The sequence below is a fragment of the Microbacterium sp. X-17 genome, from assembly GCF_039615055.1.
Genome location: NZ_JBDHNI010000001.1, coordinates 363,182 through 384,052, shown reverse-complemented (window position 1 = coordinate 384,052; position 20,871 = coordinate 363,182). Strand labels below are relative to the sequence as shown.

The 20,871-nt window shown below is 72.3% G+C and carries 25 protein-coding genes; 15 read left to right on the top strand and 10 right to left on the bottom strand.

Translation table 11 applies throughout. The features are described 5' to 3' along the window. Positions 1-41 precede the first annotated feature (41 nt). The 4 genes from ABCS02_RS01785 (at position 42) to ABCS02_RS01770 (ending at position 3,130) form a co-directional block, all read left to right on the top strand. Entirely contained in the window at positions 42-995 is a 954-nt protein-coding gene (locus tag ABCS02_RS01785; protein ID WP_345833896.1) for a LysR family transcriptional regulator, read from the top strand. Between the two features lie 126 nt (positions 996-1,121). Next, positions 1,122-1,586 carry a RidA family protein gene (locus ABCS02_RS01780; protein ID WP_345833895.1) on the top strand — a complete coding sequence of 155 codons (465 nt, stop codon included), beginning with the start codon at positions 1,122-1,124 and terminating at the stop codon, positions 1,584-1,586. After that, positions 1,583-2,347 carry a hypothetical protein gene (locus tag ABCS02_RS01775; protein ID WP_345833894.1) on the top strand — a complete coding sequence of 255 codons (765 nt, stop codon included), beginning with the start codon at positions 1,583-1,585 and terminating at the stop codon, positions 2,345-2,347. The genes ABCS02_RS01780 and ABCS02_RS01775 overlap by 4 nt, the downstream gene beginning before the upstream one ends. A gap of 162 nt (positions 2,348-2,509) precedes the next feature. Then, the gene (locus tag ABCS02_RS01770) at positions 2,510-3,130 is read left to right on the top strand and encodes a TRIC cation channel family protein (RefSeq protein ID WP_345833893.1); all 621 of its coding nucleotides are present in this window, start codon (positions 2,510-2,512) and stop codon (positions 3,128-3,130) included. 3 nt (positions 3,131-3,133) lie between these two features. On the opposite strand, the gene ABCS02_RS01765 is transcribed toward ABCS02_RS01770, so the two are convergent. From ABCS02_RS01765 to ABCS02_RS01750, 4 genes are read right to left on the bottom strand one after another with little or no spacing between them, the layout of a single operon-like run. Next, a complete protein-coding gene (locus tag ABCS02_RS01765) occupies positions 3,134-4,510 on the bottom strand; it encodes an FAD-dependent oxidoreductase (protein ID WP_345833892.1) in 1,377 nt (458 codons plus the stop codon). 52 nt (positions 4,511-4,562) lie between these two features. After that, entirely contained in the window at positions 4,563-5,498 is a 936-nt protein-coding gene (locus ABCS02_RS01760) for a ribokinase (RefSeq protein ID WP_345833891.1), read from the bottom strand. After that, the gene (locus ABCS02_RS01755; protein ID WP_345833890.1) at positions 5,495-6,928 is read right to left on the bottom strand and encodes an MFS transporter; all 1,434 of its coding nucleotides are present in this window, start codon (positions 6,926-6,928) and stop codon (positions 5,495-5,497) included. Before ABCS02_RS01755 ends, ABCS02_RS01760 begins: the two co-directional genes overlap by 4 nt. Next, complete coding sequence (locus ABCS02_RS01750; RefSeq protein ID WP_345833889.1) at positions 6,925-7,905, bottom strand: nucleoside hydrolase; 981 nt, start codon at positions 7,903-7,905, stop codon at positions 6,925-6,927. The genes ABCS02_RS01755 and ABCS02_RS01750 overlap by 4 nt, the downstream gene beginning before the upstream one ends. Positions 7,906-8,005: 100 nt before the next feature. Between ABCS02_RS01750 and ABCS02_RS01745 the strand changes: the two genes are divergently transcribed. From ABCS02_RS01745 to ABCS02_RS01735, 3 genes are all read left to right on the top strand, one after another. After that, on the top strand, positions 8,006-9,028 hold the full coding sequence (locus ABCS02_RS01745) for a LacI family DNA-binding transcriptional regulator (protein ID WP_345833888.1): 1,023 nt from the start codon (positions 8,006-8,008) through the stop codon (positions 9,026-9,028). Between the two features lie 66 nt (positions 9,029-9,094). Continuing rightward, complete coding sequence (locus tag ABCS02_RS01740; RefSeq protein ID WP_345833887.1) at positions 9,095-9,379, top strand: hypothetical protein; 285 nt, start codon at positions 9,095-9,097, stop codon at positions 9,377-9,379. Next, positions 9,376-9,648, top strand: a complete 273-nt coding sequence (locus ABCS02_RS01735; protein ID WP_345833886.1) for a hypothetical protein — start codon at positions 9,376-9,378, stop codon at positions 9,646-9,648. Before ABCS02_RS01740 ends, ABCS02_RS01735 begins: the two co-directional genes overlap by 4 nt. Positions 9,649-9,656: 8 nt before the next feature. Here ABCS02_RS01735 and ABCS02_RS01730 read toward each other — a convergent pair whose 3' ends face one another. From ABCS02_RS01730 to ABCS02_RS01720, 3 genes are read right to left on the bottom strand one after another with little or no spacing between them, the layout of a single operon-like run. Further along, a complete protein-coding gene (locus tag ABCS02_RS01730) occupies positions 9,657-10,478 on the bottom strand; it encodes a DUF1206 domain-containing protein (protein ID WP_345833885.1) in 822 nt (273 codons plus the stop codon). Between the two features lie 16 nt (positions 10,479-10,494). Then, the gene (locus ABCS02_RS01725; protein ID WP_345833884.1) at positions 10,495-10,731 is read right to left on the bottom strand and encodes a hypothetical protein; all 237 of its coding nucleotides are present in this window, start codon (positions 10,729-10,731) and stop codon (positions 10,495-10,497) included. Continuing rightward, a complete protein-coding gene (locus ABCS02_RS01720) occupies positions 10,728-11,048 on the bottom strand; it encodes a hypothetical protein (RefSeq protein WP_345833883.1) in 321 nt (106 codons plus the stop codon). Before ABCS02_RS01720 ends, ABCS02_RS01725 begins: the two co-directional genes overlap by 4 nt. 212 nt (positions 11,049-11,260) lie before the next feature. On the opposite strand from ABCS02_RS01720, the gene ABCS02_RS01715 reads away from it, so the two are divergent. The 5 genes from ABCS02_RS01715 to ABCS02_RS01695 all read left to right on the top strand — a co-directional run bounded on the left by ABCS02_RS01715 (position 11,261) and on the right by ABCS02_RS01695 (position 15,282). Then, entirely contained in the window at positions 11,261-11,614 is a 354-nt protein-coding gene (locus ABCS02_RS01715; RefSeq protein WP_345833882.1) for a hypothetical protein, read from the top strand. Positions 11,615-11,656: 42 nt separating this feature from the next. Then, positions 11,657-12,211, top strand: coding sequence for a MarR family transcriptional regulator (locus tag ABCS02_RS01710; protein WP_345833881.1), 555 nt, complete (start codon positions 11,657-11,659; stop codon positions 12,209-12,211). A gap of 10 nt (positions 12,212-12,221) precedes the next feature. Continuing rightward, complete coding sequence (locus ABCS02_RS01705; RefSeq protein WP_345833880.1) at positions 12,222-12,707, top strand: MarR family transcriptional regulator; 486 nt, start codon at positions 12,222-12,224, stop codon at positions 12,705-12,707. Between the two features lie 252 nt (positions 12,708-12,959). Next, positions 12,960-13,511 (top strand): sigma-70 family RNA polymerase sigma factor, encoded by a 552-nt coding sequence (locus tag ABCS02_RS01700; RefSeq protein WP_345833879.1) that lies wholly within the window; start codon positions 12,960-12,962, stop codon positions 13,509-13,511. Between the two features lie 145 nt (positions 13,512-13,656). After that, a complete protein-coding gene (locus ABCS02_RS01695) occupies positions 13,657-15,282 on the top strand; it encodes a glucoamylase family protein (protein ID WP_345833878.1) in 1,626 nt (541 codons plus the stop codon). 115 nt (positions 15,283-15,397) lie between these two features. Here the strand turns inward: ABCS02_RS01695 and ABCS02_RS01690 are convergent, their stop codons facing one another. Beyond that, positions 15,398-15,760 carry a hypothetical protein gene (locus ABCS02_RS01690; RefSeq protein WP_345833877.1) on the bottom strand — a complete coding sequence of 121 codons (363 nt, stop codon included), beginning with the start codon at positions 15,758-15,760 and terminating at the stop codon, positions 15,398-15,400. Between the two features lie 122 nt (positions 15,761-15,882). Beyond that, positions 15,883-16,305 (bottom strand): hypothetical protein, encoded by a 423-nt coding sequence (locus ABCS02_RS01685; protein WP_345833876.1) that lies wholly within the window; start codon positions 16,303-16,305, stop codon positions 15,883-15,885. A gap of 126 nt (positions 16,306-16,431) precedes the next feature. Between ABCS02_RS01685 and ABCS02_RS01680 the strand changes: the two genes are divergently transcribed. Both ABCS02_RS01680 and ABCS02_RS01675 read left to right on the top strand, forming a co-directional pair. After that, entirely contained in the window at positions 16,432-16,659 is a 228-nt protein-coding gene (locus tag ABCS02_RS01680) for an RNA-binding S4 domain-containing protein (protein WP_345833875.1), read from the top strand. 21 nt (positions 16,660-16,680) lie between these two features. Then, on the top strand, positions 16,681-16,935 hold the full coding sequence (locus ABCS02_RS01675) for a Smr/MutS family protein (RefSeq protein ID WP_345833874.1): 255 nt from the start codon (positions 16,681-16,683) through the stop codon (positions 16,933-16,935). An 18-nt stretch (positions 16,936-16,953) separates the two neighbouring features. On the opposite strand, the gene ABCS02_RS01670 is transcribed toward ABCS02_RS01675, so the two are convergent. Next, on the bottom strand, positions 16,954-19,776 hold the full coding sequence (locus tag ABCS02_RS01670; protein WP_345833873.1) for an AAA family ATPase: 2,823 nt from the start codon (positions 19,774-19,776) through the stop codon (positions 16,954-16,956). A 146-nt stretch (positions 19,777-19,922) separates the two neighbouring features. Between ABCS02_RS01670 and ABCS02_RS01665 the strand changes: the two genes are divergently transcribed. Next, positions 19,923-20,837: an alpha/beta hydrolase gene (locus ABCS02_RS01665; RefSeq protein ID WP_345833872.1), complete on the top strand. Its 915-nt coding sequence runs from the start codon at positions 19,923-19,925 to the stop codon at positions 20,835-20,837. Positions 20,838-20,871: the final 34 nt, after the last annotated feature.

Below are 20,871 nucleotides of genomic sequence, written 5' to 3'. Positions count from 1 at the left end.
AAAGGTAGCGTAAGTACAACTAATCATGGAAGAATGTGCGCATGACGGACAACTCGCTCCCGGACGTCCCTCGCCTGCGCCTGCTCAGCGAGGTCGCACGGCAGGGCTCGCTCGCCGGGGCGGCGCGGACGATCGGCATCAGCTCCTCGGCGGTCTCGCAGCAGATCAGCATCCTGGAGCGGGAGGCCGGCGTGAAGCTGCTCGACCGCTCCCCGCGCGGCGTCGGCCTCACCGGCGCCGGCGAGATCCTGGTCGAGCACGCCCGGCGCATCCTCCGACTGCTGGAGGCCACCCGCGCCGAGATGGACCAGCTCAGCGGCGAGCTCGCCGGCCGGGTGCGCATCGGCGCCATCCCGTCCGTCGCCCGCTTCGTCCTGCTCCCGGTCGCCGAGAGCCTCGCAGAAGACGCTCCCGACATCGAGCTGACCGTCAACGTCATCGAGCCGGCGGAGAGCATCGACCTGCTGCTCGGCGGCGCGCTCGACGTCGCGATCATCGACCTCTACGACAACGTGCCGATGGCGTTCCCGGACTACCTGCACACGACCGAGCTCCTGCGGGAGCCGCTCGTGCTCGTCGCCCCGCCCACGTTCGAGATGCCGTCGAAGGTGCGGCTGGCCGACCTCCGGAACGAGCCGTGGGTGATGCCGGACGAGCTCGGCGCGTGCGGCCAGGCGGTCCGCTTCGCCTGCCGGTCGGAGGGGTTCGAGCCGAACGTGCGCTGGCACACGGCGGACCTGCTCCTGCTGGTCGAGTCCATCTCGCGCGGGCGCGGCATCTCGGTCCTCCCTCCGCTGTCGATCGACCGCGGCGTCGCTCCGGTGAGCATCCACTCGCTGGACCGGCCGCACCTCGGCCGCCGGATCCTGGCGGTGACCCGCACGGCCGACGAGCGCCGGCCGATCGTCCGCGCCGTGCTGGACGAGATCCGCCAGGCCGCCGAGGCCCACACCACGACAACACTGGCCGCGACAACAACGGCCGCGGCGGGCTGACGGACGCAGCCGAAGAATCCCTTTCGGCAGCACCAGCGACCCCGGTCCTCGAACGGGTGCGCGCCGGCCCGGCTCCGCGCACACTGGTGATCAATCCCCCATCACCAGCTTTTCGAGGAGAAGATCATGACCGCCGAACGACTCATCGCACAGGTTCCCGGCCACTGGCAGGTGCCCGGCCAGTTCACCATCAACCACAGCCACGGCATCCGCGTCGGCGACATGATCTGGGTCGGCGGCCAGGAGGACCTGGACGAGCACGGCAACGTGCGGCACCCCGGTGACATCGAGGCCCAGTGCCACGCCGTGATGCAGTCGCTGCGGGCCGTCATCGAGGACCTCGGCGGGACGATGGGCGACGTCGTCCAGTTCAACACCTTCTACTCGGGTGAGCTCAGCGTCGAGGAGTGGCAGCGGACCTACGACATCCGGTTCAGTTACTTCCCGAAGCCCGGCCCCACCGCCACCGGCATCCTGATCGGCAAGGAGCTGAACATCCCCGGCATCCGGGTGGAGGTCAACGCCGTCGCCGTCGTCGGCAGCGCCGCGCGCGATACCGCGCGACCGGCAGTGGCCGCGGTGCACGCATGATCGCACGGACCCTCGGCGTCATCCTCTGCGACCTGGACTCCTACGCCGTCGACGACATCGACTGCCTCGTGCCGGGCGCCCCGGCGATCAGCGGCAACCCGGTCGGCTTCTTCGAGAACCCGGAGAGCTGGCCGGGCATCCCGGTGTCCTACGCCGTCGCACGCGGCGCCAGGGTCGAGAAGCTGGTCGCCGGCGACCCCGTCGCCATCGACGCGTTCTGGCGCGCGAAGGAGCGGCTCGCGCACTGCTCGCTGGTCATCACCGACTGCGGCTTCTTCTACTACGCCAGGCAGACCGGCCTCCCGACCGGGAACACCCTGACCAGCAGCCTCGACCTGCTGCCGCTCGCGGCGAGCCTCACCAGCCGCCGGATCGGCGTGCTCACCGTGTCGGCGCCGCTGGCGCACCGGCTGCTGGCGTCCGACGAGCTGTACCCGCGCCTGACGATCGTCGGGCTGGAGGACCAGCCGGGCTGGAAGGGCATCCTCACCGACGACCACGCCTACGGCAACGGCTGGGACCTCGACACGCTCCGTGCCGGGGTGGAGGCCGTGCTCGAGCGCGAGTGCGCGCCGGGCGGCCGGCTGGCCGACATCGGCGCGCTGGTGCTGGAGTGCACGCTGCTTCCGGAGTTCCGCTGGGAGATCGCCCGGTACACGCCGGCGCCGATCCTCGACATCGCGTCGTTCGCGCTCAGCGCGCTGGGACCAGGCTTCGATGCCGAAGCCGGGTTCGATCCCGAGGTGGGCTTCGACGGCTGACGCCGGCAGCCGGTTCGTGCTTGTTGTAGACCGTCAGCGACCAGAGTCCCCGGATCGGCGGGAGCCGCGGCGCGGGGTGAATAGGCCAATAGCATTGAGCGACACCCCCACCACCGAAGGACGCCCGATGGACTCGAACACCGACGCTGCGGCGACGAGCCGATGACGGCCCCGGTCGTCCTCGACCTGCTCGGCACGTTCTTCTTCGCGATCTCCGGCAGCCTGCTGGCCGCGCGGCGCGGCTTCGACATCGTCGGGTCGCTGCTGCTCGGCTCGCTCACCGGGCTGGGCGGCGGTGTCATCCGGGACGTCATCCTCGGCGTCACGCCGAACGCGTTCGCCAACCCGGTGTACCTGGCGCCGCCCGTCGTGGCCGCGATCCTGGTCTACTTCCTGTCCGGCGCGGTGGCGCGCCTCCCGCGCACGCTGCTGGTGTTCGACGGCGGCGGCCTGGCGCTGTTCTGCGTCACGGGGACCGTCATCGCGCTCGGGCACGGCGCCAACCCGGTCGCCGCGGCCGTGCTCGGCGTGACCTCCGCGGTCGGCGGCGGGCTCCTCCGCGACGTGGTCGCCAACCGTGACCCGCGGCTCTTCGACCCGCACGACCTCTATGCTGTGCCGGCGATGCTCGGGGCGGCGGTGATCGCGGTGCTGTGGAGCACGGGAGGCTACAACCCGTGGACGGAGGCCTCGGCCGCCGCGCTCGTCTTCGCGTTCCGGATGCTCTCCCTCCGCTTCCGCTGGCACGTCCCGCTCGCCGCGGTGTCGCGTCACACGGCCTGAGGCTCAGCTCCCGTCGTACGGGGCCAGCTCCGCCAGCACCTCGTTGAGCGCCTCGGTGCTGGAGGGGTGGGTCCAGATCCCGTTCAGCAGCGCGTCGACCGTGACGCCGGCGCGCATCGCGAGGGCCACCAGGTTGATCACCTCCTGCGAATCGACGCAGAACAGCGTCGCGCCGAGCAGCTGCCGCGTGGCCGCGTCCGCCGTGAAGGTGATGATCCCGTCCGCGTCGCCCAGGATCTTCGGCCGGGGCATCGCGGCGATGTCCGCGACCTTCTTCGCCGCGTAGAGGACCTCGTGCCCGCGGCTCAGCGCCTCGGCGGGCGTGAGCCCGACCTGCGAGAGCGGCGGCGTGATGAACGTCGTGTTCGGCACGGCCACGCGATCGGTCGTCGTGCGCCGGCCCTCCCCCGCGATCTGGTCCCAGACCACGCGGTTGTCGTCCAGCGAGATGTAGGTGAACTGCGGGCCGCCGTTGACGTCCCCGACCGCGTACACGCCCTCGGCGGAGGCGCGAAGTCGCTCGTCCACGCGGATGAAGCCCCTGTCGTCGGTGGCGACGCCCGCCGCCTCCAGGCCGAGGCCGGCGGTCACGGGCGTGCGGCCGGTCGCGACCAACACGGCGTCGGCGTCGACCGCGCCGTCCTCCAGCAGCACGCGCAGCCCGTCGCCGGAGCGCTCGATCGCGCGCACCCGGGTGGCCGTCCTCAGCGTCACCCCACGCGCGCCGAGCACGTCGCGGACGGTGGCGACGACGGCCGGCTCCAGCTTCGGCAGGAGCTCCGTGCGCGGATCCAGCACGGTCACCTCCGACCCGAAGAGCTGGAACATGCTCGCGAACTCCAGCCCGACGAAGCCGGCGCCGATGACCGCGAGCCGCCGCGGGAACGGGTCGGCGTGCTGGATGGTCGTGGAGTCGTACACGCCGGGGAGGTCGAGGCCGGGGATCTCCGGCCGCGCCGGGATCGTCCCGGTCCCGATCACCACCGTCGCCCCGCGGATGGTCAGCGTCTCGCCGTCGGAGGTGCGGACGGCGACCTCCCGCGGGCCGATGAACCTCGCGGAGCCGTCGACCAGCGTCGCCAGCCCCTCCAGCATCCGGTGGTTGGCGCCGTTCAGGCCGTGCACGAGCTCGTCGCGCCCGGCGACCGCGCGCGTGAAGTACTCCTGCGGGTCGTCGTCGGGCCTGCGCGCCTCCGCCGCGACCACCAGGTCCTTGGTCGGGACGCACGCGACGTTGATGCAGGTGCCGCCGTACATCGCCGGGTCCCGCTCGACCAGCGCGACGGAGCGCCCGGCCGACGCGTATCTCCTGGCGAGCGTCTTGCCCGCCTTGCCCCACCCGACGACGAGCAGGTCGACGTCCAGTTCCGAATCGCTCACGGTGCCTCCTCGGTCGCCCGGTGTCACCCTACGACCGAGGAGGCCGTGGCGTTCAGGCCCCGACGGAGCGTTCCGCCAGGAAGGACGCGAGCTGCGCGGGGTCCGGGTACGACGCCTGAGCGCCGGGATGCGCGGCCGCGTAGCCGCCGACACCGACCGCGAACCGTGCGGCGTCCACGAGCGCGTCGCCCTCCGCCAGCCGGACGAGCAGCGACCCCATGAAGGCGTCGCCCGCGCCCGTGGTGTCGACGGCTGTGATCCGCACGGCGGCGACGTGCGCGGGAGCCGCGTCGCCGTCCACGATCAGGCAGCCGTCCGCCCCGCAGGTGACGACCGCGCGGGCGATCCCGAGCGCGGCGAACCCGTCGCGCACGGCGGCGGGGTCGGAGGCGACCGCGCCCTCCGCCAGGCCGAGGAGCGCCTCCGCCTCCCCCTCGTTGACGAGAAGGACGTCGGCGAGCGGGAAGAGGTCGCGCGCGGCCTCCCCGAACGGCGACGGGTTGAGCACGACCGTCGCACCGGCCGCGCGGGCACGCGCGGCGGCGGCCCGCACGGTCGCGGCCGGCACCTCCAGGCACAGGCCGAGGACGGCCGCGCCGTCGAAGACGCTATCCGGGAGGTCGTCCGCAACGAGCGTTCCATTGGCGCCGGCGGAGACCACGATCGTGTTCTCGCCGTCCGCGGCCACGGTGATGAGTGCCGTGCCGGTGGCCACGCCGTCCCGGACGATCACGTGGGACGTGTCCACCCCCGCCGCCGCCACGGCCGAGCGCAGCAGCTCGCCGTTCGCGTCCGCCCCGACCGCGCCGACCATCGCGACGTCGCCGCCGATCCGGCCGGCGGCGACCGCCTGGTTGGCGCCCTTGCCGCCCGCGCCGACCAGCAGGTCGCCTCCGGAGACGGTCTCGCCCGCACGCGGGAACCGCTCGGTGCGCACGACCAGGTCGGCGTTCAGCGAGCCGACGACGACGATCCTGCGCCTGCTCACCGCTCGGCCTCCTGCGCCACCTCGGCGGAGGCGGGACGCGGGATCAGGAACGACACGGCGAGCGCCGCAGCCGTGATGACGGCACCGAGGATCATCCCCGCAGAGTATCCGGTCGTGGAGTGCCCCGTCGCGCCGCTCGCGATCTGGATCGCGGGCAGAAGGGCGAAGCTCAGGCCGGCGCCGAGGTTGAACGCTCCCGCGTTCAGTCCGGGCAGGAAGCCGGGGTTCGCGGCGGGCGAGAGCACGATGCCCAGCCCGTTCAGCATGATGTTCGCGATACCGGCGTAGGTGATCCCGAGCAGCACGGTGGCGGCGATCAGCACGGGGAGCGAGTGCACGCCGACGAACGCCATGATCAGCGTTCCGATCACACTGCCGACCAGGCCGATCCGGAGGATGCGACGGTAGCCGAGCGTCGGCGCGAGGCGACCGGCGAGCGGGCCGACCACCCAGCCGACCAGCGCGTACGGCGTGAGGAAGGCGAGCGACGCGAGGTCCGGCGCCATCCCGAACCCGGCGTCCGGGTTCTGCGCGATGGAGGTCACCAGACCGTTGACCACGGCGAAGACGCCGGTCATCGTCAGCAGCGTGGTGAGCAGCAGCGCCCAGGTGGACCGCGGCTTGAGCAGCGGGGTCGGGATGAGCGGCTCGCTCCGGCGGTTCTCGATCGCCCAGAACGCGGCGAACGCGAGCCCGGCGACCAGCAGTGCCCCGATCACGAGCGGCCAGTTCGCGGCGGCGAGCCTGCCCGCCTCGTTGAGGCCGGTGAGCAGCGCGGCGAGCGACAGGGCGAGCGGGAGCACTCCCCACCAGTCCATCCGCACACCGGCGGACGGCCGGGACTCGACGCCCCAGGCGGCGAGCATGACCACGGCGACGACGGTGACAGCGGCGATCACCCAGAAGACCGAGCGGAAGCCGAAGGCCGTCGCAAGCCAGCCGCCCGCGATCGCGTCGATGCCGGCGATGCCGCCGTTGACGGCGGTGAGCAGGCCCATCGCGGCGCCGTAGCGGCGCGGGTCGGAGATCTCCGAGCGCAGCATGAGCAGGCAGATCGGGACGACCGGCCCGGCGACGCCCTGCACGATGCGGCCGACGAAGAGCATCTGCACGTTGACGGCGAGCGCGGCGACCACGCTTCCGGCGAACATGACCACGAGCATCCCGAGCAGGACGCGCTTGCGGCCGGCGATGTCGCTGAGGCGCGGGAGGAACAGCGAGAACACCGCGGCGACGGTGAAGAACAGGGTCTGCGACAGGCCGATGGTGGCGTCGTCGCTGTGCAGCTCGCGCGCCATCGTCACGAGCACGGGGCTGAGCATGCTCGCGTTGAGCTGGAACGCGACGCACGCCGCGAGCAGGGCCGCGGTGAGGGCGGCGATGCGGACCGGACGGCCGGTGGGGGCGGAGGTGGCGACGGGGGCGGTCACGCCACGGCTCCGTTCGCGGAAGCGGCGGCGATCGCGGCCTCCGGGTCCCCGATCCGCTCCAGCGCGTCCACCACGAGCCCCCAGAAGCGGTCGCGGTCGAGCTCCAGCGCAGCCCAGGTCACGCAGTCGTCCGGCGCCGGGCCGCGGCGGTCGGCCACGGTCATCCCGGTGGTCAGGCGCCCCTGGGTCTCGATCGCGATCGGCATGCGCTCGGCGCGCACGATCGTCGGGTCGATCACGTACGCGACGGCGCACGGGTCGTGGACGGGCGGGCTGTCGAAGCCCTGCGCCTCCGAGTAGGTGTGCCCGAAGAAGTCGAGCAGCTCGCCGACGAAGCGGGCAGGGGCGGTGCCGACGGCGGCGATGCTCTCGCGCACCTCGGGGGTCGCGAGCGCCTGGTGCGTCAGGTCGAGCCCGACCATCACCACCTTCCAGCCGGCGCTGAAGACGATGTCGGCGGCCTCCGGGTCGATGACGATGTTGAACTCGGCGACCGGGCTCCAGTTGCCGACGTGGACGCCGCCGCCCATCAGGACGACCTGCTTGACGCGCTCCACGATCCGCGGCTCGCGACGGACCGCGAGCGCGATGTTGGTCAGGGCGCCCGTCGGGACGAGCGTGACCGTGCCCGGCTCGTGCGCCATCACCGTCTCCACGATGAGGTCGACCGCGTGCCGCGCGTCGAGCTCGATCAGCGGCTCCGGGAGGACGGGGCCGTCGAGCCCGGACTCGCCGTGGATGGACGGCGCGACCTCGATCGGCCGCACCAGCGGGCGGTCGGCGCCTGCCGCGAACGGGACGCCGGCGATCCCGGCGACGCGCGCCACGGACAGCGCGTTGCGGGTGACCTTGTCGAGGGTCTGGTTGCCCGCGACGGTCGTCACGGCGAGCAGCTCGATCTCCGGGTTTCCGTGGGCGAGCATGAGCGCGATCGCGTCGTCGTGACCGGGATCGCAGTCGAGGATGATCTTCTCCATCGGGTGGAGCCTCCGCTTCTTCGAGGAACGTAAAACGTTTGACACGATAAGCCTAAAGCGCTTTACGCGCAACCGGACCGGCCCTCGGTATCATGGGCGGGTGTCGACGCCGCCCCCTCCCCCGCCGCGCAAGCGGGTGACCGCGGCGATGGTCGCGGAGCGCGCGGGAACGAGCATCGCCGCCGTGTCCCTCGTGGTCAACGGCAAGCAGGCCGGCCGCATCTCGGACGAGAACGCGGAGCGCGTGCGCGCCGCCGTGCGGGAACTCGGCTACGTGGTCGACAGCACCGCGAGCGCGCTGGCCCGCGGCACGAGCGACGTCGTCGTGCTGCTCGCCCCCGACCTCCCGAACCCGTTCTTCGGCCGGGTGATCAACGCGGTGCAGGAGACCCTCGGCCCGCGCTTCCAGCTCCTGCTCTTCGCGTCGCCGACCGGCGAGCAGCCGACCGTCGCCGACGTCCAGCGGCTCGCCGCGCTGCGGCCGGCGGGCCTGCTCGTGTCGGCCCCGACCGTGGAGTTCCTGGACGACGCGCCGGCCGGCGTCCCGCTGGTGCTGCTGGACGCGCCCGGCCTCCAGGAGCGCGCCCCGACGGTCAACTACGACCTCGCCTCCGGCGTCCGCGCGCTGATCGCCCACCTCGCCGAGCGCGGCCACACCACGATCGGCTATCTCGACGGCTCCACCCCCGCCGCGACCTACGAGCTGCGCCGCACCCTGCTGCAGGCGGAGGCCGAACGACGCGGGATGACGCTGCTCACGACGCCGCCGGTCCGCAGCCGCCCGGACATCGCCGAGGCGATGGCCGCGACGGAGGCGGCCCTCCCGGGCTGGCGGGCCGCCGGCGCCACCGCGGTGATCGCGGCCTCCGACACCCTCGCCCACGGCGTCCTCGCCGCGTGCGCGCGAGCGGGCCTGCGGGTCCCGGAGGACATCGCGGTCGCCGGCTTCGACGACCTCCCCGCCTCCTCCGTCACGGCCCCGGCGCTGACCAGCGTCGCCCTGCCGGGCGACCTCCTCGGCTCTGTCGCGGCACGCCTCCTGCTGTCGCTCATCGACGGCGGCGAGGCGCCCGCGAACGAGGAGCTCCCGGCCGAGCTCGTCGCGCGCGCGTCGACCGGCTGACGGCCCGCGTCATACTCCCCGGCTCCGGCGCTCTCTCAGGGGCGTCGGCGACAGGAGGAGAGAACGATGACGACACAGGACGGCCCCTGGGCACTGGAGGGGCCCCGCGACAGCGTGAGCTTCCAGGTGCCCGCGGCGCTCCGGGCGCGCGCACGCGAGACCTACCGACGGACGGCCGAGGCCGAGGACGACCGGACCTGGGCGCACTTCCTCGCAAAGGCTCTCCTCCGCGAGGTCGAGCGCCGCGAGGAGCTGTACAACGCGGGAAACCGTTATCCGGTCGCCGACGTGCGGCTGCGGCCCGGTCGCGGCAACCGGAGGCTCCGCACCGCGCCGGGCGCCGAAGCGTGACCGTGCGCGCCCGGTTGTCCCGGCTCACCGGCCGCGGCACCTCGAGGGTCGCCGGTCCCGCGTCCGCGGAGCCGGCAACGGCCCGCGCGCACGATCCCGGCCGACCGGCCGAGGTCGAGCGTCGCGGGTCGCACTTCTGGGCCTCGTGCCGGACATGCCCGTGGGAGGGCGACGATCGCCTCCTCCACTTCGACGCCGAAGCCGACGCCGCGCAGCACAACGACACCGCGCACCTCCCGCAGCCGACCGAGGGTCGCGGCGGCGACTGACGGCCGGCTCAGAACCGCGCCAGCCAGGCCCGCGCGATGTTGTACACCCCGGAGGCGATGAGTCCCAGGCCCAGCACGACGATGGCGACGCCGCCGAAGGGGAGCTCCTGCAGCGCGGTCAGCCCGCCCGCGAGACCGGTCGCGGTCGCGGGCTGGGCGCGGACCGCCGCGAGGATGAAGGCGACGCCCGCGAGCGCGACCACGACGCCCTTGGCGATGTATCCCACGATGCCGAGCACCACGACCCCGTGCCCGGCGGCGCCTTTCGGCACCTCGATGTCCCGCCGGAACCGGCGCCGGATCCCCTTGACGATGAAGTAGCAGCCGACCGCGCCGGTCACCAGGCCGAGCACGCCCAGCCCGAGCTGGCCTCCCGGGGAGGCGAGGATGCCCGCGCTGACCTGACGGGTCGTGGTGCTGGCGTGCGTCGGATGGCCCTCGGCGAAGGCGACCGCCGTGAGACCCAGCACAGCGTAGGCGACGGCCTTGCTCACGTGCTCCGCGCGCGCGATCCAGCGGTCCTTGGCCGACCCGGCTCGGACCAGCACGGCCTCGGTCAGCAGCCAGAGCGCGAGGGCGAACAGGCCGATGGCGGCGATCCACAGCACGATGAAGCCGCCGGGGATCTTCGTCACCTCGCCCAGGGCGCCGGTCTGGTCGGCCTCCCCCACGTGCGCGGCGCCGAGCTGGATGGCGAGGCCGCCGAGCAGCAGCTGGATGAGCCCGCTCGCGGCGAACCCGACGCGCGCCGGGATCTCTAGCAGCTTGCTGTCGCCCGCCGTGCGGGCGGCCTTGCGGAGCTGCGCCTTGCCGTCGGCCGCGGTGCTCATGGTGTCAACCCTGTGCTCATGTCTCGGCCAAGGGCTCTTGGACACTGCTCAGCACCGTCCAGCCGTCGCCGGGGGCGATGGTGAGCTCGCCGTCGCCCTCCGGGGAGTGCGCGAAGAACACGGCGGAGCCGGACTCCTCACCTGGACCGCCATAGGTGGAGAGGAGGTCGTCACCGGAGGGCGAACGGAGGACGTAGGCACGTTTCGGGAGGAGCTCGCTCCAGTCGGTCACGACCTCCGCTTCGTCGGTCATGCGCGGCGCAGCCACCCGAACAGCCCCGTCTTCTGCGGCCGGAACCAGTTCGCGTACACCGCGAGCTTGGCCTCGGCGAGAGTCGTGCACGTTCCGACCGTCCGTCCGTCGGCGGCCGACGCGGTGAAGCCCGTGTCCGTCTGCTCGATCATGCCGAGGTAGGCGGACGGGGTCTCGGCGACCCAGAGCCCGGCCACCGGCTGACGCCACGCGAGGTGCTCGCTCTGACCCGGGGTCGCGGCCGGCCGGAGGCTGCGGCGCACCCGCGGCTCGCTGCGGTGCTGAAGCGGTCGTGCTGCCTTAACCGCGATCGTCATGGCATTCCCTTCGGCCGGGCTGGTGCGGTGAGTGATGAAGTAACTAGAGCTTCTAGCTAATCGACGGTCTCGGCAAGTTTTGCCCGGGGGGTTGATTCGTCGACCTCGACCTGCTAGTGACATGGCGATCGAGCATCTAGAAATTCGTGTAGCTAGACGCACTAGCGATCCGCTAGGCTCATCCCGCACGGCCGACGAGGAGGGAAATCGCAATGGGAACACTCACCTACGACGGTGACACCATCACCTTCGAGGACCGGACGCTGGCTCACCTGCAGGCCGCCATCACGACCAAGCTGCGGCGGCGGGAGCCCTTCCTGATGAGCTGGAGATGCGACGAACCGGGCCTCCCCGCGCGGAAGTCGCTGTGGATCGACAACTCCATCCCGATCCGCTACGAGTTCGACAGCGCCGAGCTGGGCCGCCTGAACAGCGCGTGGCTCAACAGCATGGTCGAGATGGCGGGACGCACCAGCGGGCTGCTGGTGACCGAGGAGCCGAAGGAGCTGAGCGAGTACCGCGACCGTCGCAGCCGCGTCAGCGAGCAAAGCGTCGCGGCGAGCTAGTCTCTAGCCTCTCTAGCATGTAGATGGTCTATCATCTACTGCATGACGACGGACAGCACGCGTCCGGCGCCCCACTACTGGTACAGCGCCGAGACGGATCGCGAGCGGGCGATCGAGGTACTGGAGCACCTGCGCGCCTACGGCGCCGCCGACAGTGCGATGCAGCGTCGGTCCGAGAAGGCCATGCGGATGAACGAGAACGACATCTCCGCGCTCCGCTACCTGCTCAGGGCGAGCGAGCAGGGCACGACGGTCGGACCGCGCGAGCTCGCGGAGTACCTGGGCATCCAGAGCTCGTCCATCACCGTCCTCCTCGACCGCCTGGAGAAGGCCGGCCACATCCGCCGCGTCCCGAGCCCGTTCGACCGCCGCGCGCTGATCATCGTGCCGACGGTCCCGACCGACCAGCTCCAGCGCGCCATCCTCGGCGACGTCCGCGAGGAGCTGGTCGAGGTCGCGTCGAACCTGACCCCGGAGGACGCGGAGACCGTCGTGGACTTCATCGACCGCCTCCGCGACGCGGTCGACCAGATCGACACCCCCGGCGGCGACACCGCGACCGCGACGAAGACGTCCACGAAGGCGGCCTCGCACTAGGATCGACCCGATGAGCGAGGCACCCTGGTACGACACGGCGCCCGCGCACGCCGTCCGCGTGATCGCATCGCTACGCGAGTACCGCACCGCCGAGCAGGCCATGCGCCGCCGCACCCGCGAGTCGATGCGGATGGGCGAGGCCGACCTGAAGGCGCTGCGCTTCCTCCTGAAGGCCGAGGCGGAGGGCCGCCACGCGACCCCGGCCGAGCTCGGTGCGCACCTGGGCATCAAATCCTCGTCGGTGACGGCGATGCTCGATCGCCTCGCCGCCTCCGGCCATGTCACCCGGCATCCGCATCCGCAGGACCGGCGCAGCCTCACGATCCGCGCCACGCCGGGAGCGGACGAGGAGGTCAAGCACACCCTGGCGGCGATGCACCGCCGCATGCTCGACGTCGCCGCAGGGCTCGACCCGCGGGCGGCGGCGGCCGTGGCCGGATTCCTGGCGCAGCTCACGGTGATCGCGGAGCAGGGCGAGCGGGGCTCGGCCGCCTGACGCCGCGGACCGGGCCGGCCGACTCCAACGCCGTGGACCGACGTGTCCGAAACCGGCCATTCCGCTGTCCCGGATCGGCTTTCGAGCGCACGCGCACGGAAATTAGGTTCTTTCCATCCCGTAGCCGCCCACCCCGCTGAGCATCCGATCCGGTACCCGATCCGGACCCCTCGGCACTGGAGGGCGGCCCTCTCCCGCATCGTCGGGGCGGCCTCCCTGTGTCGTGCATGGCCGTCCCCGGAAGGAACCGCCATGCGCCCGTACGCAGACACCACCGTCGACGACGACCTCGTCACCCGCAGCCGAGCAGGCGACACCGCGTCGTTCGCCGAGCTCTGGCGCCGCCACTCCGACGCCGGGCGCCGATTCGCGGCCTCCGTGACCTCCGCCTTCGACGCGGACGACCTCGTGGCGGAGGCGTTCGCCCGGATCTTCCGCGCGCTCCGGAACGGCAACGGCCCGGTCCGCGGCTTCCGCGCCTACCTCTACACGACGATCCGCAACGCGGCCGCCGCCTGGGGGTCCGCCCGGCAGGAGGTCGCCGTCGAAGACCCGGGCGAGTACAGCGACGAGCCGTGGACCGACGACCACCAGGACGTGGTCTGGGAGCGGTCGCGCGTCGCCGCTGCGCTCGGCGCGCTGCCGGAGCGGTGGCGGAGCGCCCTCTGGTACAGCGAGGTGGAGCAGCTCACCCCGGCGGAGGTCGCCGGCATGCTGGGCATCTCGCCGAACGCGGCCGCCGCCCTGACCTATCGGGCGCGCGAGGGACTGCGCCGCGCGTGGGACGCCCAGCTCGCCGCCTGACGGCCTCGGCCGGCCCGTCCGATCCGGTCTCCCAGGGTCTTGCGCGATCGAATGTATGCGCATACGGTGCGCGGGGTGATCGCTCTGCGGGAGTGCGTTCCCGTTCGAGCAGTTGTCGACGATGACACGAAACGGAGACCGTCCCATGAGAAGCCCCCATCCGCCGCGGCGTTCACGCCGCACCACCGCGATCGTGCGGGCCGGCGCAGCAGCCGTCCTCGCCGTCGCGTCGCTCGCGACCGCGCAGACCGCGTTCGCGACGACCGCGCCGGGCGACCAGAGCGCCCAGAACCAGAGCGCGCCGGGCATGCAGGGCATGAGCGCCCAGGCGCCGCTGACCTCGGCCCAGAAGGCGAGCCTCCTCCAGGTCGCAAAAGACACCTGGGCCTTCTTCGAGAAGGACACCGACCCCGTCACCCACCTCCCGCTCGACAACCTCGGGCCCGGCACGACCCGGGGCCAGTACACCTCCGCCGCGAACATCGGCACCTACCTGGAGGCAGTGGTCTCCGCCGGGGACCTCGGCATCGTCAAGCGGCCGCAGGAGCGCGCGCTGATCTCCGCCACGCTCGACACCGTGGCCACCCTGAAGCGCTCGCACGGCTTTCTGTTCCAGTGGTACGACACCACGAACGGGCACACCATCCTGAACCCGGGCGCCGCCGACTGCTCCACCGAGACGACTCCGCAGCAGGACAACTGCTCGTTCCTCTCGGCGGTCGACAACGGCTGGTACGCGTCCGGCCTGATGGTCGCGCGCCAGGCGCTCCCCGAGTTGCGGAAGCAGATCGACGCGCTCATCGCCCCGATGGACTTCTCGATCTTCTACGACGACCGGGCGCAGACCGCCTGCAACACCAACCCGGACATCGCGGGCAACCAGCCGACCGGCCAGATGTACGGCGGCTACTACGCCGGCCAGGGCCCGGCCGGCTACCACAACGGCGCGCTCTACAGCGACCCGCGCATCGCGATGTACATCGGGATGGGCCTCCACCAGATGCCCGGCGACGTCTGGTGGCGCACCTGGCGCACCCTCCCGCCCAAGCAGTGCCCCACCGACCCGGACTTCTCGTGGCAGGGCCAGTGGCCGGTCGGCGGTGACTGGCAGAAGTACACCGACCCGCAGAGCGGCAAGGTCTTCAACGTCTGGGAGGGCCACTACACCTATCCCGGAACGTCGATGACCTTCCTGCCGACCTGGGGCGGCGGGATGTTCGAGGCGATGCTCGCGAACGAGATCGTCCCGGAGACCACGTGGGGCCAGAACGGCTTCGGCCTCGCCGACGTCCGCACGGCGCAGGTGCAGGAGAAGTACGCCACCCAGACCCTCGGCTACCCGGTCTGGGGCATGTCCCCGTCCAGCACCGCCGACGACACCGGCGGCTATGGCATCTACGGCGCGACCGGCCAGAAGTTCCCGGCCGGCCAGGCGCTCGCCCAGTGCCCCGGCTGCTCGACGGAGGACGTGGTCACCCCGCACGCGTCGTTCACGGCGCTCGGCGTGATCCCGCAGGACGCGTACGCGAACATCCAGAAGCTGCGCACACTCTACCCGGGGATCTACACGGCGGACGGCGGCTTCTACGACGCGGTCAACCCGGTCTCGGGCTCGATCGGCCACCGCCGCCTCGTGCTCGACCAGTCGATGATCATGATGTCGCTCGACAACGCCCTCCAGAACGGCGCCATCCGCCAGCACTTCGCGGACGACCCCGTGTCGTGGGCGGCGAAGACGTACCTGGGGATGGAGACGATGACGCTGAAGTAGGAATGTCGCCGGAGTGTGTGCCCCTGGTGCTCGGCGCCAGGGCACATCCGTGGTCAGTGTCGCGCCCACTCACGCCGCGCGAGAACCGCACCCACGATCGACGGCTTCCCCGCGTTCATAGTGCTGGATTCGCCTCTCCGGCCCTCCTGAGCCGGTGATCGTGACGGAAAAGGACGAAGGCGACGATGAACGCCAGCACCGAGCCGAGTGCGATCCAGTTGAACTCCCACCCCTGGGTGGTGTTCCGCCACAAGCCCGTCGCGTCATCGAGATAGCTGCACTGGTAGTAGAGGGGAAAATCGTGGAGGCCCGGCCAGACGTGCGACTCACGTGCGACGGTCGCCGGCGGCGTTTCGCGACACACGTCGCTCGGGGCATACCTCGCCCAGGTGATGTAGCGCCAGGCCACGAACAAGCCACCCGAAACCGCCGCGGACGCCAAAGACACCGAGATCGCCCGCAACGACCAGTTGCTCATCCATCACCCCCGCACCTGGCGGAAAGCGATCAGCTCTCGAATGAGCCGATACCCTTCACGTCAACGTAGTGGTGAACATCTACGCTTTGCAAATCTGTTACTTGCAGCTTAATATTTTTATTTCACGAGGCCCGCTCAGCCAGCGCCCGAGCACCCACCACGACATCTAGCACCGCCGCCGCGACGAACCCGGCCGACATCAGGAACGACAACCACGCGCTGCCCGACATCATCGTCCCGACCCCGGCCAGGAAGGTGAGGACGATCACGACGAACGCGGCGAGCGCGGCGCGCTGGGCGACGTGCTCACGACGGGCCGTCAGCCAGACCCGCACCGCCGTGACGACGACCCCGATCCCGACGAGCGCGTGGAGGCCGAGCACGATTCCCGCGACGACGCGCGCGACGCCGACGTTCTCCTCCGGGCTGCCGAGGAGGTTCGCGCCCATCCCGAGCAGGAACTGGACGGCGAGGGCGCTCAACGCCTCCAGGGATCGGCGGACGAGGTCGGCGGCGGACGGGCTGGAGGTGGGCACAGCGGACATGGGAGTCCCTTTCACTGGGCGGATCGCAACGGTCGGGCCCATCCTCGTGCGGCGCCGGAGCGCTGTCATCCGGCCGGTGGAGTAGCCGCGGTTACTCTTCCGGGAGTAGCGGCTACTCTACGTAACGTGACCAACCAGCCTCGACCGGACGACATCTCGATCGGCGGCGACATGATCCGTCTCGGGCAGTTCCTGAAGTTCGCCGGCCTCCTCGACTCCGGCGGGAACGTCAAGGAGGCCATCATCGACGGCTACGTGACCGTGAACGGCGAGGTCGACCGCCGGCGCGGGCGGCAGCTCCAGCTCGGCGACGTCGTCGGGTTCGAGGGCCGCCGCGTCCGCGTCTGCCCGTGAGCACGGATGCAGGCTGAGCAGATGAAGCTGACGCTCGACCTGCACGACATCTACAACCGCGGCGGCGACATCGACCGCGCCTTGCGCGGGATCATCGCGGAGGCTGTCGCAAAGAAGGCGCCGCTGGTCGAGATCATCCCGGGGAAGGGCTCCGGCGCGCTGAAGAAGCGGGTGCTGCGCTTCCTCGACCAGCCGGAGATCAAGGCGCAGTACCACCGGGTCGAGAAGGATTCGAAGAACTTCGGGCGGGTGTTCGTGCACTTCCGCTGGAAGTAGCGCGCGTCGGCGGCGACGTCACAGCACCCCCAGCCCGCGACCGCGCGACCCCACCGGCGACGTCCGCAGCTCCTTGCGCGTCGTCACGCCGAGCTTGGCGAACACCTTGCCCAGATGCCATTCGACGGTGCGCGGGCTGAGGTAGAGCTGCTCCCCGATCTCCGGATTGCTCCGGCCATCCGCGGCGAGCCGTGCGATGAGCGCCTCCTGTTCGGTCAGGTCCACGACGGTGTCGGGCGTTCGCGCGCGCGCCGTCTCTCCCGTCGCCGCCAGCTCGCGGCGGGTGCGTTGGGCGAACCCCTCCATGCCTGCCTCGCGGAAGAACTCGTGAGCGGCGCGCAACTGCTCGCGCGCGTCCGTCCGGCGGCCCTGCCTGCGCAGCCACTCGCCGTAGACCAGCCGGGTCCGCGCCAGCGCCACGCGGATGCGGGTGCGGCCGAGCCGGTCGAGCGACTCCACGTACGCGCCCTCGGGGTCGTCAGACCCGGCGAGGAGCGCCCGGCAGCGGGCCAGCACGCCGAGCGCCCAGTCGGTGTCCGCGGCGCGGGCGATCTCGGTCAGGCGCGCCAGCGCATCCGCGGCCCTGTCCGGCTCGTCCAGGCGGGATGCCGCCTCGATCAGCTCCGGGTACACCCACGTCGACAGCCCCAGCTCGAAGGGGTGCGCTGCCGCACGCACCGTCACCGCGAGCGCCTCCTCGTACCGGCCGAAGGCGTTCAGGAAGACGGCGGTCGTCAGCTCGGTGCCCGCAAGCCACAGTCCCTCGCCGCGAGCGGAGACGTCGGCGCGGCAGGCGTCGAGCAGTGCCCGTGCGTCTGCCTCGCGGCCTCCCCACGCGGCGCGGAGGAACGCGATGTGCGGGCTCAGCGGGTGGCCGGTCGCGGAGGTCACCGCCTCGGCCTCCGCGGCCAGCGCCAGCGCAGCCGGGAGGTCGCCCACGAAGAGCTCCACGGTGAAGCGCTCGGTCAGCGCGATCGACAGCATGCTCAGCGCGCCCGTCCTCCGCGCGAGGTCCACCTGCCGGGCGGTGAGCTCGAGCCAGGCGGCGTCGTCGCCCACAGCGCGGGCCGCGCGGGAGGCCGGCCACAGCCAGCGCAGCGCCTCCTCGTCGGAGAGCGGATCGGTCCGCACGGCGTCGAGCGCGCGGTGCAGGACCGGGACTCCGGCGGCGTACCCGCCGGTGACGAGCGAGGCGAGGCCGTCGAGCAGCAGGGCGCACCCGGACGGCGCGGCGGCGTCCGTCAGCCCGGCCGCCGCGACCGCGGTCGCGACATCGGCGAGCGCCGCGCCGCCGTCGGCGAGCCGGCCGGCGAACAGGGCTGCGGTGAACGCGTCGAGGTAGGTGTCCCTGGCGACGGTGGGGTCCAGGGTCTCGTACCGCTTCGCCGCGCTCAGCAGCAGGGCGGGTGCCTCCCTCCCCCGGGTGGATGCGAACGAGAGCCGCGCGCCGAGGAGCTGGGCGCGCGCCCGGTCGGGCTCGCCGAGCGGCCCCGCCGACGCCATCGCCAGCATGGCGCGGGCGGCGTCGGCGGCTCCGGCCTGCATGCGCGCGTCTGCCGCGTCGAGCGCCCGCCGAGCCCGGAGCGCCGGGTCGGGGGTGAGCTCCATCGACCGGGTCAGGAAGGAGCAGGCCGCCGACCAGCCGCCGCGGGCCCGCGCTCGGCCCGCGGACGCTTCGAGCTCGGCGGCCACCTCCTCGTCCAGGCCGACCGCCGCCTCCGCCCGGTGCCAGGCCCGGTCGTCGGCGTCGGCCTCATCGACGACGGCCTCCGCGAGGGCCAGGTGCGCCGCGCGCCGCTCCTGCGCTGTCGCGTCGCGGTAGACCGCCGACCGCGCCAGCGGGTGACGGAAGCGCACCTGCGCGCCGAGCTCCAGCAGCCCGGCCTCCTGCGCCGGCCCGATCGCGTCCGCGGCGATCCCTGCCCCCGCTGCCGCACGCCAGACGAGCGCGGTGTCTCCCGACGGCTCGGCCGCCGCGATCAGGGCCAGCCGCCGGGTGTCGCCGGGGAGCCGCTCGAAGCGTCGGGCGAACCCGCGCTCGATGCGTTCGGCGAGCGCGCTGCGGCCACCCTGGGCTTCGGAACCCGGTTCGGGCGCATCCACCTCCCGCGGCAGCTCCAGCAGGGCGAGCGGGTTGCCTCGGGCCTCCGCGATGATCCGGCTGCGTACCCGGTGGTCGAGCGGCCGGGCGGTCACCGCGTCGAGGAGCGCCTCCGCGTCGGCGTCGGCGAGCCCGTGCAGGTGCAGCGTCGGGAGGCCGCCGAACGCCTCGCCGCCTGACGCTGCGGTCCCGCCCCGCGGCTCTCCGCCGTCGCTCCCGTCCTCATCCCGCACCGCGAACAGCATCGCGACGCGCTCTGCCGCGAGCCGCCGCGCCACGAACGCCAGCGTCTGCGCCGAGTCGGTGTCGACCCACTGGGCATCGTCGACGACGCAGAGCAGCGGCGCGCTCTCCGCCGCCTCCGCCACGAGCCCGAGCACGGCGAGCCCCACCAGGAAGCGGTCGGGCGGGCCGCCGCTCTGCGTGCCGAGCGCCGTCCGGAGGGCCTGGCGCTGCGGCTCCGGGAGCCGGTCAGCGCGGTCGAGGAGCCGGGCGCACACCTGCTGGACGACCGCATTGGCGAGCTCGAACTCCGACTCGACGCCGGTCGCCCGCACGACCGCGAACCCGGCCGCGCGCTGCTCCGCGAAGCCGAGCAGCGCGGTCTTGCCGACGCCGGCCTCGCCGCGCAGCACCAAGACGCCGCTGCGGCCGGATGACGCCGCCGCCAGCAGCCGGTCCAGCTCTGCGCACTCGTCGCGCCGGCCGCGCAACGGGCCGAGCTCGTCCTCGATCCTCATGGCGCACCCGACCTTAGGGACTGCGGAGGGCGCTGGCAAGGGAGCGGCCCGGGCACGGACCCGGGGGTCTCCCGGGCGCGACGGGCGGCGACCGCGACGAGCATTGCCGTCATCGAAAACGAGATCTCTGGAAAGGGGATTCGATCATGAACACCACCACGAACACCACCGCCCGCTCCGCCTTCGGGATCGGGGTCGACCTCCGGGACGGCTTCGCCGAGGTCGGCGACGGCGTGACCCTGCACTACGTGGAGGCCGGCACCGGCCCGCTCGTCGTGCTGCTGCACGGCTTCCCCGAGTTCTGGTACGGCTGGCGCGACCAGATCGCGCCGCTCGTCCAGGCGGGCTACCGCGTCGTCGCGCCCGACCTCCGCGGCTACAACCTGTCGTCGAAGCCGACGGACTTCACCGATTACACCGCCGACAAGCCGGCGGCCGACATCGCGGCGCTGATCCGTGCGCTCGGCGCCGGGACAGCGGCGGTCGTCGGGCACGACTGGGGCGGCTCGATCGCCTGGACCCTGGCGATGAACTCCCCGGAGGTCGTCGAGCGCCTGGTCATCCTCAACGCCGCGCACCCGCGCAAGCTGAACGAGGGCCTGAAGAGCCCCCGCCAGCTGGAGCGGAGCTGGTACTTCTTCTACTTCCAGCTCATGGGGACCCCGGAGCGCCATGCCGCCAAGGACGACTGGGCCTTCTTCGCCCGGTTCTTCCGCGACGCCCAGCCGGCCTACACCGCGGACGAGCTGGACCGCTACCGGGAAGCCTGGTCGCAGGAGGGTGCGGCCACCGGGATGATCGACTACTACCGCGCGGCCGTGCGGCTGGGGTCGAAGCAGAAGGTGCTCACCGTCACCGCGCCGACGCTCGTCATCTGGGGAGAGCAGGACCGCTTCCTGGGCTCCGGCCTGGCCGAGCCGCACGCGGAGGACGTGCCGAACCTCGTGGCCGTCGAGCGGCTGGAGAACGCGTCGCACTGGGTGCACCACGACGAGGCGGACCGCGTGAACGGCCTCCTCATCGACTTCCTCGGCGGGGCCGGGGAGGGCGAGCGCCGCTGAGGCGGACACCACCGGCGCCGCGGTTGGGGGTTTC

What these genes read in the sequence shown, in the direction of transcription:
- ABCS02_RS01670 (WP_345833873.1), bottom strand. Translation starts at nt 19,776, where the DNA reads ATGAGGATCGAGGACGAGCTCGGCCCGTTGCGCGGCCGGCGCGACGAG.
- ABCS02_RS01665 (WP_345833872.1), top strand. Translation starts at nt 19,923, where the DNA reads ATGAACACCACCACGAACACCACCGCCCGCTCCGCCTTCGGGATCGGG.
- ABCS02_RS01700 (WP_345833879.1), top strand. Translation starts at nt 12,960, where the DNA reads ATGCGCCCGTACGCAGACACCACCGTCGACGACGACCTCGTCACCCGC.
- ABCS02_RS01675 (WP_345833874.1), top strand. Translation starts at nt 16,681, where the DNA reads ATGAAGCTGACGCTCGACCTGCACGACATCTACAACCGCGGCGGCGAC.
- ABCS02_RS01720 (WP_345833883.1), bottom strand. Translation starts at nt 11,048, where the DNA reads ATGACGATCGCGGTTAAGGCAGCACGACCGCTTCAGCACCGCAGCGAG.
- ABCS02_RS01710 (WP_345833881.1), top strand. Translation starts at nt 11,657, where the DNA reads ATGACGACGGACAGCACGCGTCCGGCGCCCCACTACTGGTACAGCGCC.
- ABCS02_RS01750 (WP_345833889.1), bottom strand. Translation starts at nt 7,905, where the DNA reads ATGGAGAAGATCATCCTCGACTGCGATCCCGGTCACGACGACGCGATC.
- ABCS02_RS01775 (WP_345833894.1), top strand. Translation starts at nt 1,583, where the DNA reads ATGATCGCACGGACCCTCGGCGTCATCCTCTGCGACCTGGACTCCTAC.
- ABCS02_RS01785 (WP_345833896.1), top strand. Translation starts at nt 42, where the DNA reads ATGACGGACAACTCGCTCCCGGACGTCCCTCGCCTGCGCCTGCTCAGC.
- ABCS02_RS01730 (WP_345833885.1), bottom strand. Translation starts at nt 10,478, where the DNA reads ATGAGCACCGCGGCCGACGGCAAGGCGCAGCTCCGCAAGGCCGCCCGC.
- ABCS02_RS01740 (WP_345833887.1), top strand. Translation starts at nt 9,095, where the DNA reads ATGACGACACAGGACGGCCCCTGGGCACTGGAGGGGCCCCGCGACAGC.
- ABCS02_RS01690 (WP_345833877.1), bottom strand. Translation starts at nt 15,760, where the DNA reads ATGAGCAACTGGTCGTTGCGGGCGATCTCGGTGTCTTTGGCGTCCGCG.
- ABCS02_RS01715 (WP_345833882.1), top strand. Translation starts at nt 11,261, where the DNA reads ATGGGAACACTCACCTACGACGGTGACACCATCACCTTCGAGGACCGG.
- ABCS02_RS01695 (WP_345833878.1), top strand. Translation starts at nt 13,657, where the DNA reads ATGAGAAGCCCCCATCCGCCGCGGCGTTCACGCCGCACCACCGCGATC.
- ABCS02_RS01770 (WP_345833893.1), top strand. Translation starts at nt 2,510, where the DNA reads ATGACGGCCCCGGTCGTCCTCGACCTGCTCGGCACGTTCTTCTTCGCG.
- ABCS02_RS01780 (WP_345833895.1), top strand. Translation starts at nt 1,122, where the DNA reads ATGACCGCCGAACGACTCATCGCACAGGTTCCCGGCCACTGGCAGGTG.
- ABCS02_RS01705 (WP_345833880.1), top strand. Translation starts at nt 12,222, where the DNA reads ATGAGCGAGGCACCCTGGTACGACACGGCGCCCGCGCACGCCGTCCGC.
- ABCS02_RS01725 (WP_345833884.1), bottom strand. Translation starts at nt 10,731, where the DNA reads ATGACCGACGAAGCGGAGGTCGTGACCGACTGGAGCGAGCTCCTCCCG.
- ABCS02_RS01685 (WP_345833876.1), bottom strand. Translation starts at nt 16,305, where the DNA reads ATGTCCGCTGTGCCCACCTCCAGCCCGTCCGCCGCCGACCTCGTCCGC.